This window comes from Kitasatospora sp. NPDC047058, assembly GCF_040643935.1.
Classification (GTDB): Bacteria; Actinomycetota; Actinomycetes; order Streptomycetales; family Streptomycetaceae; genus Kitasatospora.
Genome location: NZ_JBEYVJ010000027.1, coordinates 33096 through 44399, shown reverse-complemented (window position 1 = coordinate 44399; position 11304 = coordinate 33096). Strand labels below are relative to the sequence as shown.

14 protein-coding genes and 1 pseudogene are annotated in these 11304 nt (G+C 73.4%); 7 read left to right on the top strand and 8 right to left on the bottom strand.

What is annotated here, in order from left to right; translation table 11 throughout:
• The 3 genes from ABZ885_RS06640 to ABZ885_RS06630 form a co-directional block, all read left to right on the top strand.
• A partial coding sequence (locus tag ABZ885_RS06640) for a hypothetical protein (protein WP_360184082.1) occupies positions 1–470 on the top strand: 470 nt, incomplete at its 5' end.
• Positions 464–787 (top strand): hypothetical protein, encoded by a 324-nt coding sequence (locus ABZ885_RS06635; protein ID WP_360184079.1) that lies wholly within the window; start codon positions 464–466, stop codon positions 785–787. The genes ABZ885_RS06640 and ABZ885_RS06635, both read left to right, overlap by 7 nt.
• Entirely contained in the window at positions 784–1137 is a 354-nt protein-coding gene (locus ABZ885_RS06630; RefSeq protein ID WP_360184076.1) for a hypothetical protein, read from the top strand. The genes ABZ885_RS06635 and ABZ885_RS06630 overlap by 4 nt, the downstream gene beginning before the upstream one ends.
• 18 nt (positions 1138–1155) lie before the next feature.
• Here ABZ885_RS06630 and ABZ885_RS06625 read toward each other — a convergent pair whose 3' ends face one another.
• A complete protein-coding gene (locus ABZ885_RS06625; RefSeq protein WP_360184073.1) occupies positions 1156–1380 on the bottom strand; it encodes a hypothetical protein in 225 nt (74 codons plus the stop codon).
• Between the two features lie 84 nt (positions 1381–1464).
• Here ABZ885_RS06625 and ABZ885_RS06620 point away from each other — a divergent pair, with 84 nt between their 5' ends.
• Both ABZ885_RS06620 and ABZ885_RS06615 read left to right on the top strand, forming a co-directional pair.
• On the top strand, positions 1465–1884 hold the full coding sequence (locus ABZ885_RS06620; protein ID WP_360184071.1) for a minor capsid protein: 420 nt from the start codon (positions 1465–1467) through the stop codon (positions 1882–1884).
• A gap of 289 nt (positions 1885–2173) precedes the next feature.
• Positions 2174–2644: pseudogene (locus ABZ885_RS06615) on the top strand (PhzF family phenazine biosynthesis protein); the annotation flags it as partial.
• A gap of 65 nt (positions 2645–2709) precedes the next feature.
• Here ABZ885_RS06615 and ABZ885_RS06610 read toward each other — a convergent pair.
• The gene (locus ABZ885_RS06610; RefSeq protein ID WP_360184069.1) at positions 2710–3267 is read right to left on the bottom strand and encodes a VanZ family protein; all 558 of its coding nucleotides are present in this window, start codon (positions 3265–3267) and stop codon (positions 2710–2712) included.
• Positions 3268–3354: 87 nt separating this feature from the next.
• On the opposite strand from ABZ885_RS06610, the gene ABZ885_RS06605 reads away from it, so the two are divergent.
• Positions 3355–3915: a hypothetical protein gene (locus tag ABZ885_RS06605; protein WP_360184067.1), complete on the top strand. Its 561-nt coding sequence runs from the start codon at positions 3355–3357 to the stop codon at positions 3913–3915.
• On the opposite strand, the gene ABZ885_RS06600 is transcribed toward ABZ885_RS06605, so the two are convergent.
• Together ABZ885_RS06600 and ABZ885_RS06595 are read right to left on the bottom strand one after the other, a co-directional pair.
• On the bottom strand, positions 3851–5359 hold the full coding sequence (locus ABZ885_RS06600) for a HAMP domain-containing sensor histidine kinase (protein ID WP_360184065.1): 1509 nt from the start codon (positions 5357–5359) through the stop codon (positions 3851–3853). The two genes, ABZ885_RS06605 and ABZ885_RS06600, sit on opposite strands and share 65 nt — an antisense overlap.
• Before the next feature lie 74 nt (positions 5360–5433).
• Entirely contained in the window at positions 5434–6111 is a 678-nt protein-coding gene (locus tag ABZ885_RS06595) for a response regulator transcription factor (RefSeq protein WP_148644494.1), read from the bottom strand.
• Between the two features lie 282 nt (positions 6112–6393).
• Here ABZ885_RS06595 and ABZ885_RS06590 point away from each other — a divergent pair, with 282 nt between their 5' ends.
• Complete coding sequence (locus ABZ885_RS06590; RefSeq protein WP_360184063.1) at positions 6394–7386, top strand: SigE family RNA polymerase sigma factor; 993 nt, start codon at positions 6394–6396, stop codon at positions 7384–7386.
• Positions 7387–7590: 204 nt separating this feature from the next.
• On the opposite strand, the gene ABZ885_RS06585 is transcribed toward ABZ885_RS06590, so the two are convergent.
• From ABZ885_RS06585 to ABZ885_RS06570, 4 genes are all read right to left on the bottom strand, one after another.
• The gene (locus ABZ885_RS06585) at positions 7591–8229 is read right to left on the bottom strand and encodes an ATP-binding protein (protein ID WP_360184061.1); all 639 of its coding nucleotides are present in this window, start codon (positions 8227–8229) and stop codon (positions 7591–7593) included.
• A 47-nt stretch (positions 8230–8276) separates the two neighbouring features.
• The gene (locus ABZ885_RS06580; protein ID WP_360184059.1) at positions 8277–8687 is read right to left on the bottom strand and encodes a hypothetical protein; all 411 of its coding nucleotides are present in this window, start codon (positions 8685–8687) and stop codon (positions 8277–8279) included.
• Positions 8688–8906: 219 nt separating this feature from the next.
• Complete coding sequence (locus ABZ885_RS06575; RefSeq protein WP_360184057.1) at positions 8907–9827, bottom strand: aldehyde dehydrogenase family protein; 921 nt, start codon at positions 9825–9827, stop codon at positions 8907–8909.
• The gene (locus tag ABZ885_RS06570; RefSeq protein WP_360184055.1) at positions 9820–11301 is read right to left on the bottom strand and encodes an aldehyde dehydrogenase family protein; all 1482 of its coding nucleotides are present in this window, start codon (positions 11299–11301) and stop codon (positions 9820–9822) included. Before ABZ885_RS06570 ends, ABZ885_RS06575 begins: the two co-directional genes overlap by 8 nt.
• Positions 11302–11304: the final 3 nt, after the last annotated feature.

Sequence of the window (11304 nt, the reverse complement as noted above, 5' to 3'; positions counted from 1 at the left end):
GCCACGGCCAAGGGGCGCAGCCGCGCCAAGGACGGGGCGCCGCCCGCGCCGCCCCAGTGATCGGGGGTGGCGGCATCGTGGCTCTCACCTACGCCACCCCCGCGCAGCTCGCCGCGTGGCTGGGCCGGCCCGCGCCGGTGGACGCCGAGCGGCTGCTCGCCCGCGCGGCCGAGGACGTCGACGCCGCGCTGCTCACCGCCTGCTATCCGGTCGACTCCACCGGCGCGCCCACCGACCCCGTGCACGCGGGGGCGCTGGCCGATGCCGCGTGTGCTCAGGTCGAGTACCAGCTCGCCGCGGGCGAGGACGGGACCGGCGCGGCCGCGCGCTGGTCGTCCGTGAGCGCCGGTGCGATCAGCCTCTCGGCGAGCAGCGCGGCGCCGGCCGGCACGCTCGATCTGGCCCCCCGGGCCCGGCGGGCCCTGCAGCAGGCCGGGCTCACCGGTCACGGGGTGGGCGCCCCGTGGTGACCCGCGTCCCCCGGTGGCTGCTGCGCCACCGCATCGTGATCGAGCCGTACGTCGGGGATTCCGCGTACGGGCCCGTCTACGGCCCGCCCCTCGACGACGTACCCGCCCTGGTGGCCGAGACGACCAAGCTCGTGCGCGCCCCGGACGGCCGGCAGGTCGTCAGCTCGGCGCAGGTCGTGCTCGACCTCGACACCGCCGTGCCGGCCGGCTCCCGGATCACCCTGCCGACCGGCCGCACCACGGTCCCGATCACCGTCTCGACCGTCAACGCGCCGGGCCTGCCCGTGCCCGCCCATCAGGAGGTGACGTGCGAATGAGCCGTCCCCGCTCCCGGATCGAGTGGACCGGTGACGCTGTCCTACGGGCCGAGCGTGCCGCCGCGGCGCGCGGCCTGCTCGCCGCCGCCGAGCACGTGCTGCAGGTCTCCCGCGAAGTGGTGCCGATCGAAGAGGGCACCCTCGCGCGCTCCGGCGTCGCGTCCGTCGACGAGCAGCAGCTCACCGCCGGAGTCTCCTACGACACGCCATACGCGACCAGGGTGCACGAGGATCTCAACGCCCGCCACGACCAAGGCCAGACGGCGAAGTTTCTGGAGCGGCCGGCCGCCGAGGAAGCCGGGGCGGTCGAGCAGATCATCGCGGCCGCTGTGCGGCGCGCGCTCCGCTAGACCGCCCCCACCGCCGAACTAGCTGGCGTCGTCCAGATCCTTACGCGCCTGCTCGAACGCCTCCCGAGCGTCGTCGAGCTCCTTGTAAGCCGCCTTGTGCTCCGTTTCCGTCACGTTGCCCACATCCTTCGGCCCGAGGGCCGCCGCGTTCACGAGCCTGCTCACGGCGTTCTCGGCAGCGTTCAGCCTCGCGAGCGCAGCGTCGTAGACAAGCTGCTTCTCGTCGTCAATTCCCTTACCCACCAGTCACTTTCCCTTCGATCTGCCCCGCTCTTCGACGCTACCCCGCCCGGCAACAAATCGAAGACTCGTCCGGAGGCGAAGCATTTGCCCGAGCTGCTCGACTCCCTCGCCCGCTACCTGCAGGCCGCCGGACTGCTCACCTACGACCCCACTGGCACCCGGGGCGACACCTTCATAGAGGTACTCCCGCCGGCGCCCGACGGCGCGGTGCAGCTCTCCCTCTACGGCGCCGGCACACCCGACCCACTCAACGCGTGGGACGAGAGAAGCCTGCAGGTGCGCGTGCGCGGCACCGCCGACCCGCGGGTGTCCCGCGCCCGCGCCGAAGCGATCTACGGGGCGCTGCACGGGCTCGCCGGTGTCGAACTGCCGGGCGGGCTCTGGCTCGTGCTGTGCGTCGCGCAGCAGACCCCCTACCCGATCGGCGTCGACGCCGCCGGCCGGCACGAGCACACAACGAACTTCCGCCTCGACGTCGAGGCGACGACACCCCGACCTACCTAGGAGGTGACCCCATGGCGACCACCGGAGCCCCGCGCCCGATCGACGCCCGAGGCTGGCTGTTCGAGGTGCAGGACCTGAAGGCCAGCACCGAGACATGGCTGCGTATTGGCCTGCTGACATCGTTCTCGCACTCGCCGGGTGAGAACGAAGAGACCGAGGACACCACGTCGTTCGACTCGGACGGCTTTTATGAGCAGGACGTCATGCAGCGTGGCGCCTCGATCAGCCTTGAGTCCAAGTACGCCGCCGACAAGGTCGGCAAGCGCGACCCGGGGCAGGCGTACGTCGACGAGGATTGGGCTACACGCCCGGCCTCCGCCTCCCCTTCGCCGGCCACCCGTGCGTCGGCACCGCCTGGCTGCTCGGCGCGGACCGGCTGGTCACGCGGGCCGGGGAGGTCGCGGTGCGCCGCGACGGCGACTTCACGCGGATCACGGCCCGCGCGGACTGGGCGCCGCCGCGGACCCTGCGGCGGCACGCCTCCGCGGCCGAGGTGGACTCCCTGGACGTCCCGCCGCCGGGCGAGTGGATCTACGCCTGGGCGTGGCAGGACGAGCAGGCCGGGACGGTGCGGGCACGGGCCTTCCCCGGGCGCGGGGACGGGATCGACGAGGACGAGGCGACCGGTGCGGCCGCCATCCAGCTGACCGCCGAACTCGGGCGGGACCTGACGATCACCCAGGGACGCGGCTCGCAGCTGGTCACGTCCTTCCTCGGCGACGGCCTCGTCGAGGTCGGCGGCCGGGTGCGGCGCGCCTGAGCGACGCCGCGCAGCGACCGGAGTCAGGTGCCCCGGCCGGGTGGCCGGGGCACCCACGGCGGGGACTACCGGGACTGACCGGCCGCCGTGATCGTGGGGGTGCCGGCCCGGAGCCGGGCCTGGTCCGGGGCCTGCGGCGGTGCCACCCGCGCCGGGCGAGGCCGGCGGCCCCGGCGGAGGGCGTGGACGGCGAGCGAGCGGGCCGCGGGGACGAGGGCCAGGTGGGCGGCGGCGACGCCGGCGACGGCGAAGAGGATGTGGTCGACGTCGAGGACGTGCCCCGGAGCCCAGGAGGAGAGGAACTCCAGCGCGGTGGCCAGCAGGGCCGACACACCGGTGGTGCGGAGGAAGGACGGCAGCCAGGGGGCCCGGAGGCGCCCGCCGGCCAGCGGGAGCAGCACGCCGAGCGGGGCCAGCAGGAGCAGCTCGCCGAGGACTTGCCAGGCGGTGGAGGAGCGGAGCGAGCCCAGCGGCGTCAGGTTGGCGTCGTAGACCCAGGCCACCGGCAGCGGTCTCAGGACGAGCCAGCCGGCCAGGACCAGGTGGAGGGTGACTCCCAGCAGGCCCGCCACGCGGAGGGAACGGTGGACGGCCGTCGCCGGCCCGGTGGTCTCGGTCCGCACGCCGGAACGCTCGTCGCGTGTCCTGGTGCCATCTCGCTGCACGCGGGGAAGGACGTGAGCGGATGGCGCGGTGGTTCCACCGGAGGCGTGAACATTCCGGCGCGCACCCCGGACGCCGTCGGGGGTGCGCGCCGGGGGGTTCACCGGCAGCTGGCGGAGGCCGTCGGCGTGGCCGTCGGCACGGCGCTGAACACGTTGTCGGACGGCGGCGTCGAGGCCGCCCCGGCGGCCGGCGCGGACGGGGACGCCGAGGGGGACGCGGACGGGGACGCGGACGGAGCTGCCGTCGAGGGCACGGCCGGCACCGCCGACGGCGCGGGCGACGGCTTCATGCCCGGCCGCGCCGAGCCGTGCGCGGAGGCCGCGGTCGGCCCGGCGGGCGAGGGCGTGGCCGGCGCGGTCGGTATCTGCGGCGTCGTCGGGCAGGCGGTCCGGCTGGCCGGCGCACCCGCGTCCACCGGGACGGGCGTCGGGCGGATCCCGCAGCCGGTGGCGAGCGCGAGCAGCAGCACCGCGCCGGCGGCCCGCCGGGCGGGTCTGCCGGAGGTGCGGGACGGATGGAAGGGACGGGACGGACCGGCGCTCACTGCGCACTCTCCTCGGAAGCGGCGGCCGGCGGCGGCGGGGTCAGCGGCAGTGTCAGCGTGAACACCGCTCCCACCTCCCCGTTGGCGGCCGTGATCGTCCCCCCGTGGATCTGTGCGTTGGCCATCGCGATCGACAGGCCCAGCCCGCTGCCCTCCGACCGCGCCCGCCCCTTGTCGGCCTTGTAGAACCGGTCGAAGACGTGCGGCAGCACGTCCTCGGGAATGCCCGGGCCGCTGTCCGAGACCTCCACCGTGACGGCGTCCTCCGACCCGCGGACCCTGACCCGCACCGGCGAGCCGCCGTGCTTGAGCGCGTTGCCGATCAGGTTGGCGAAGACGACGTCCAGCCGCCGCGGGTCGACCACGGCCCGGACGCCGCGCGGCGCGTCCACCTCGACCGCGTCGTACCAGGCCCGGCCGTCGATGCAGGACATGATCAGGTCGGCGATGTCCACCTCGTCGGCGACCAGCTTGGCGGTGCCGGCGTCGAAGCGGGTCACCTCCATCAGGTTCTCCACCAGGTCGGAGAGGCGCCGGGTCTCGCTGACCACCAGCCGCACCGCCGGTTCGATCATCGGGTCCAGCGACTCGGCCTCGTCCTCCAGGATGTCCGTCACGGCGGTCATCGCGGTCAGCGGCGTGCGCAGCTCGTGCGACATGTCGGCGACGAACCGCCGGCTCTGCGCCTCGCGCGCGCTCAGCTCCTCGACCTGCTCGTGCAGCGACTCCGCGGTGCGGTTGAAGGTCCGTGCCAGGTCGGCGAGTTCGTCCGAGCCCTCGACCTCCAGCCGGGTGTCGAGGTGGCCCTCGCCGAGGCGCCGGGCGGCGTCGCCGAGGCGCTTGACCGGGCGCAGCACCGTGGCGGACGCGGCCTGGGCGAGCAGCGCCGAGCCGATCAGCGCCAGCAGCGTGGCGATGGCCAGCGACCAGCCGAGCGTGTTCAGGTCGGCCCGCTCGTTCTCCAGCGACTTGAACATGAACGCGGTCGGGCCGGTCGGCACCACCTTGGTGCCGCCGATCACGTACGGGCGGCCCTCCAGGTTCTGCCGCTGCCAGTAGAGGTGGTACGGGTACGGGTTGCCCTCGGTGACCTCGCGCGGCTTGCCGACGATGTCCTGCAGCTTCTCCGGGACGCTGTCGAGCGTGTAGCGGGCCGGGTCCGAGGAGGCGGTGCAGTCCGGGTGGGCGGGGTCGGTGACCACCACCTCGTAACTGAGGCCGGAGCTGGCCACGTTGGCGGCGAGCTGGCGCAGGTCGTCGCAGGTGGCGTTGAGCGGCAGCTCGGAGACGTTCCGGCTGAGCGAGACCCGGAAGTCGTTGAGCGCGGTGTCCTGGGCGCGCTTGAGCACCGCGTCCCGGTTCAGCCAGTAGGCGATGCCGGAGGCCGAGACGGCGGTGAGCAGGGCGACCGCGGCGAACACCGCGATCAGCCGCACCCGGAGGGAGCGCAGCCGCCGCCACGGGCCCGAGGAGAACCGGCGGGTCGTCGTCTGATGGTCAGTCACGGGAGCCTGTCGTTATGCAGATCAGCAAGAGCAGGGGGAACGGGGTATCCGCCGGAGCGGGCGGCCGGCGGCGGTCACGCGGGCGGGTCCAGCCGGTAGCCGACGCCGCGCACGGTGCGGATCAGCGTGGGTGCCGAGGGGACGTCCTCGACCTTGGCCCGCAGCCGCTGCACGCACGCGTCGACCAGGCGGGAGTCGCCGAGGTAGTCGTGCTCCCAGACCAGGCGCAGCAGTTGCTGCCGGGACAGCGCCTGCCCGGGCCGGCGGCTGAGCTCCAGCAGCAGGCGCAGTTCGGTCGGGGTGAGCTGGAGGTCCTCGCCGTCCTTGGTGACCGTCATGGCCGCGCGGTCGATCACCACGCTGCCGTAGGCGGAGGAGTCCGAGCTCTCCCGCTCGCCGCGGCGCAGCACGGCCCGGATCCGGGCGTCCAGGACGCGCGGCTGCACGGGCTTGACCACGTAGTCGTCCGCACCGGACTCCAGGCCGACCACGACGTCGATGTCGTCGGACCGGGCGGTGAGCAGGATGATCGGCAGCTGGTCGGTCCGGCGGATGCGGCGGCAGACCTCGAAGCCGTCGATCCCGGGCAGCATGACGTCCAGCACGATCAGGTCCGGCCGCTGCTCCTTGAAGAGCCTCAGACCGTCCTCGCCGGAGGCGGCGGTGGCCACTTTGTGGCCCTGGCGGGTGAGGGCGAGTTCGAGGCCGGTGCGGATGGCGTCGTCGTCCTCGATCAGAAGGAGGAAAGGCACGGCCTCATTCTGGCTCACCCGGGGCGTCGAATCACCCCCCGGCCCGGTCCGTCCCGTCGGCCACCGCCCCTGCGGGAACCGGAATGCGCGCTACCGGCGTCCGTGACGGCAGACGGAGGTGCGGGACGAAAGCCCCGGCGCTGTGACATCCCTGTGACAGTCGGCGGACAGCGCCATCACAACCGGCGGGCAGGATTTTCCATGTCGCCGCAGGACAGCGGGCCAAAGGGCCGGCTGGAAGGCGGCAACAGGAACCGCTCGTACCGACCAAGGGGGCGCACGATGAACGCCATGCTTCAGGCCCGGACCAACCCGGCTGTCCACGGCGCGCGTTCGTCAGCGACCACCCACCGGACCCGGTACGAGGTCAGGACCGACGAGGCCTCCGGTGCCGTGATCGTACGGGGGTGCGCACACAGCACCGGTGGAAACACTGTCGCTCGCCGGGTGAGCGGTGGCGGCAGGCAGGGGGAGCTGTACGGGATCGGCCGGATGGGGAGTGCGGCCGACTCCGCCAACACCCTCACGCTGCGGGGGATCCTCCCCGTCCGCGTCGAGGGCAAGGACACCCCGGGGGGGCACGGGGGGACCGGGGTCATCGGGGGAACGGGCCTGCGGAAGGCCGACTCGGGGGAGTCGGCCGGCCGCGAGGCCGCCGGTGCGACGCTGCTGCGGCTGAACCCCGCAGCAGCCCGCACCACCCAGGCGGGACAGGGAGACGCGCAGGGGGAGCACCCGGCCGTCGCGGAGGACCACATCACGGAGTTCACCGCGTACGTGCGCGAGCGCCGCGCCTCCCTGTACGCCACGGCGTACCACCTCACCGGTGACCGCTACGAGGCCGAGGACCTGCTGCAGAGCGCGCTCTTCAGCACCTACCGGGCCTGGGGCCGGATCACCGACAAGGCCGCGGTCGGGGGCTACCTCCGCCGCACCATGACCAACCTGCACATCTCCGCCTGGCGGCGCCGCAAGGTCAACGAGTACCCGACCGAGGAGCTGCCGGAGACGGCCGGCGACACCGACGCGATGGGCGGCACCGAGCTGCGCACCGTGCTCTGGCAGGCGCTGTCCAAGCTGCCGGAGAACCAGCGGACCATGCTGGTGCTGCGGTACTACGAGGGCAAGACCGACCCGGAGATCGCCGACGTGCTCGGCATCAGCGTCGGCACGGTCAAGAGCAGCATCTGGCGCGCGCTGCGCCGGCTGCGCGAGGACGAGCACCTGAACAAGTCGGGCGACACCGTCCGCGCGTTCGGCGAGCTGGTCGCGTAACGACCACATGAGACTCCCGTCGGGGGACGGGTGAAGAGGACGGCCAGAGGACTGGCGACGCCGGCTCGGGGGAGCGGCGCCGCCGGGGGAGTCCGGCGGTCGTCCGAGGACGGCGGGCCCGGTGCGGGGGAGACGCACTGGGCCCGCCGTTCTTCGTCGTGCACGGGCCCCGTGCGGGGCCTGGGGAGCGGGGCGCCGCGCCGCTCAGACCGTGGAGTACTGCGTCGCCCAGGCCGCCGCGGTGATCCGGCGGGCGGCCTCCGCCCCGGCGCACGGGTACGAGCCGAGGGCCACCTGGCGCTCGACGATCGAACGCTCGGCGCGCATCAGCCGCCAGCCGCGGCGCACCAGCACCGGCAGCGACTTGCGGCCCTCGCGGACGTCCCGGCGCAGCCGGCGCCAGGCGGTGGTCAGGGCGCCGTTGCGCAGGCAGAGCGCGTCGCCGAGCAGGCCCTCGGCGGCGCATTCGGCGGTGATCTCGGCGGCGAAGATGCCCTCGGCGATGAACGCGGGGGCGCCGGCCAGGTCGAACACCCGGGTGCCGATCCGGCCGTTGTCCGGGATCGAGTACACCGGGACGTCCGTGCGGCCGGTCTCGTGCAGGCTGCGGATGGCGGCGACGGCCTGCTCGCGGTGCCAGGCGAGCGGGGAGTCCCAGTCGACCGCGCCGTCCGGCAGCAGCGGCAGGGAGGGGTCGTCCCCGTCCTTGTAGAAGTCGTCCAGCTGGAGCACGGGCAGCCCGCTGCGCTCGGCGAGCGAGGACTTCCCCGAACCGGAGGGACCGGACAGCAGGACCACCCGGGCGCGGGCTATCGGTACGTGGTTCAGCGGGGAGTCACTCACGAGACACCAGTCTGACGCATCGGGACGCGATGCCGAAACCAGGCGGATCAGGCTTTCCGGAGGGCCCACGGGTCGGTGAGGGCGGCCCGGACCAGTGGCAGGTACCGGCTGTCGACCTGGAGGTAGACCGGGTGGCCGCCGCCGGGCGGCCGGTAGGCGGTGGCGGCCCAGTCCTGGCTGTGCCAGGTGTCGGGCTCGGGCTCGTGGAAGGTGCCGCCGGCGGCCAGTGCGGTGTGGCCGAGGACACGCGAGCCGAAGTCGGCGCGGGCGGCCCCCGGGGTGATGCGCAGCCGGCCGTTGACGTACGCGCGCTGCCAGCCGGACCGGTCGGAGCGGGCCGAGCAGGGCACCCGGACGGGCCGCCCGGCGGCCAGCCGGCGACGGGTGCGGGCCACGTGCAGCCGGCGCAGGAACCCGTCCGCGAACAGTGCCATCAGCTCGCCCACGAGCTCTCCCACGGTGTCCTCCCCCTCGGTCGTTCTCCCTCGCGGCCGATTCTTCCCGGGCCGGGTCCGTGGCCGGGAGCGCCGAAAGGCGGAACCGTGCGGCGACGAAAGTCGACGGACCCGCGCCCGGGGGGGAGAGGCGCGGGTCCGTCCAATGACCGTCCGGGCCCTGGGGGGAGAGGGCACTGGGGACGGCCAGTCTGTGGAGTTGTTACTCGGCGACGGGAACGGTCAGATCCCCATCGGGTGCCAGACCGTCTTCGTCTCCAGGAAGGAGAGTAGCCGGTCGGTACCGGGAGCATTGGTCCAGTCCCGGGCGAACGGGTCCAGCTCCGGACGGACCACCCGCTTCAGGGTATCCGCGGCCAGCGCCTCCAGGGCACCCGCCGCGCCGGGACCGTCGGAGGCGATCGCCCCGGTGAGGTCCACCGCGTTGACGTCCTGGTGCGAGGCCAGGGTGGGCGCGATGTCCGCGGTCCGGCCCGAGATGATGTTGACCACGCCGCCGGGGACGTCCGAGGTGGCCAGCACCTCGCCCAGCGACAGGGCCGGCAGCGGGGCGTCGGCCGCGGCCGCGACCACCACGGTGTTGCCGGTGGCGACGGCGGGCGCGATCACCGAGACCAGGCCGAGCAGCGAGTGCCCGTAGCCGGCCTGCGGGGCGACGATCCCGACCACGCCGGTCGGCTCCGGGGTGGAGAGGTTGAAGTACGGCCCGGCGACCGGGTTGGCGCCGCCCGCGATCTGGGCGACCTTGTCGGTCCAGCCCGCGTACCAGACCCAGCGGTCGATCGCGGCGTCCACCAGGGCGGCGGCCTTCTTCGGGCCGATGCCCTCGGAGACGGCCACCTCGGCGGCGAACTGCTCGCGCCGGCCCTGCAGCATCTCGGCCACCCGGTACAGCACCTGGCCGCGGTTGTACGCGGTGGTGCCGGCCCAGCCCTTGACCGCCGCGCGGGCGGCGAGCACGGCGTCGCGGGTGTCCTTGCGGGTGCCGAGCGGGGCGTTGGCGAGCCACGCGCCGTTGGAGTCCGTCACCTCGTACACCCGCCCGCTCTCGGACCGCGGGAACTTCCCGCCGACGTACAGCTTGTAGGTCTTGCTCACCTGAATCCGCACAGGGGCGTCAAGACGCGTCGTGACATCAGACATCGAGGTAGGCCTCCAGACCGTGGCGGCCACCCTCGCGGCCGTAGCCCGACTCCTTGTAGCCGCCGAACGGCGAGGTCGGGTCGAACTTGTTGAAGGTGTTGGCCCAGACCACGCCGGCCTTGAGCCTGTTCGCCATCCAGAGGATCCGCGAGCCCTTCTCCGTCCAGATGCCGGCGGAGAGGCCGTACGGGGTGTTGTTGGCCTTCGCGACCGCCTCGTCGGGGGTGCGGAAGGTCAGCACCGACAGCACCGGGCCGAAGATCTCCTCCTGGGCGATCCGGTGGGCCTGGCTGACGCCGGTGAACAGGGTCGGCTTGAACCAGAAGCCGGTGCCCGGCAGCTCGCAGGCCGGGGACCAGCGCTCGGCGCCCTCGGCCTCGCCGGCGTCGGTCAGCGCGGTGATCCGGGCCAGCTGCTCGGCCGAGTTGATCGCGCCGATGTCGGTGTTCTTGTCCAGCGGGTCGCCGACCCGCAGGGTGGCCATCCGGCGCTTCAGCGCGTCCAGCAGCTCGTCCTGGACCGACTCCTGGACCAGCAGGCGCGAGCCCGCGCAGCAGACGTGGCCCTGGTTGAAGAAGATGCCGTTGACGATGCCCTCGACCGCCTGGTCGATCGGCGCGTCGTCGAAGACGATGTTCGCGGCCTTGCCGCCGAGCTCCAGCGAGAGCTTCTTGCGGGTGCCGGCCAGCTGCTTGGCGATCGCCCGTCCGACCGGGGTCGAACCGGTGAAGGCGACCTTGTTGACGTCCGGGTGGGCGGTCAGCGCGGCGCCGGTACGGCCGTCACCGGTGACGATGTTGACGACGCCCTTCGGCAGACCGGCCTGGCGGCAGATCTCGGCGAAGCGCAGCGCGGTCAGCGGGGTGGTCTCGGCCGGCTTGAGCACGACCGTGTTGCCGGTGGCCAGCGCCGGGGCGATCTTCCACGCCAGCATCAGCAGCGGGAAGTTCCACGGGATGACCTGGCCGGCCACGCCCAGCGGCTTCGGGTTCGCGCCGAAGCCGGCGTAGTCCAGCTTGTCGGCCCAGCCCGCGTAGTAGAAGAAGTGCGCGGCGACCAGCGGCAGGTCGACGTCACGGGTCTCGCGGATCGGCTTGCCGTTGTCGATCGACTCCAGGACGGCCAGCTCGCGGCTGCGCTCCTGGATGATCCGGGCGATCCGGAACAGGTACTTGGCGCGCTCGCTGCCGGGCAGCGCCGACCAGTCGGCGAAGGCCTTGCGGGCGGCGGCGACCGCGCGCTCCACGTCCTCGTCGGTGCCCTGGGCGAACTCGGCGAGCACCTGCTCGGTGGCCGGGTTGACCGTCTTCAGGGCCTCGCTGCCGGAGGAGTCGACGAACTCGCCGCCGATGAAGTGGCCGTAGGAGGTGGCGATGTCACCCGCGGCCGCGGGCGACTCGGGGGCCGGGGCGTACTCGAAGAGGCCGCCGCGCTTCTCGGCCACGGGCTCTTCGGTCTTCTTGTTCTTGGCCATGGT

What these genes read in the sequence shown, in the direction of transcription:
- ABZ885_RS06630 (WP_360184076.1), top strand. Translation starts at nt 784, where the DNA reads ATGAGCCGTCCCCGCTCCCGGATCGAGTGGACCGGTGACGCTGTCCTA.
- ABZ885_RS06590 (WP_360184063.1), top strand. Translation starts at nt 6,394, where the DNA reads ATGAACGCCATGCTTCAGGCCCGGACCAACCCGGCTGTCCACGGCGCG.
- ABZ885_RS06575 (WP_360184057.1), bottom strand. Translation starts at nt 9,827, where the DNA reads ATGTCTGATGTCACGACGCGTCTTGACGCCCCTGTGCGGATTCAGGTG.
- ABZ885_RS06570 (WP_360184055.1), bottom strand. Translation starts at nt 11,301, where the DNA reads ATGGCCAAGAACAAGAAGACCGAAGAGCCCGTGGCCGAGAAGCGCGGC.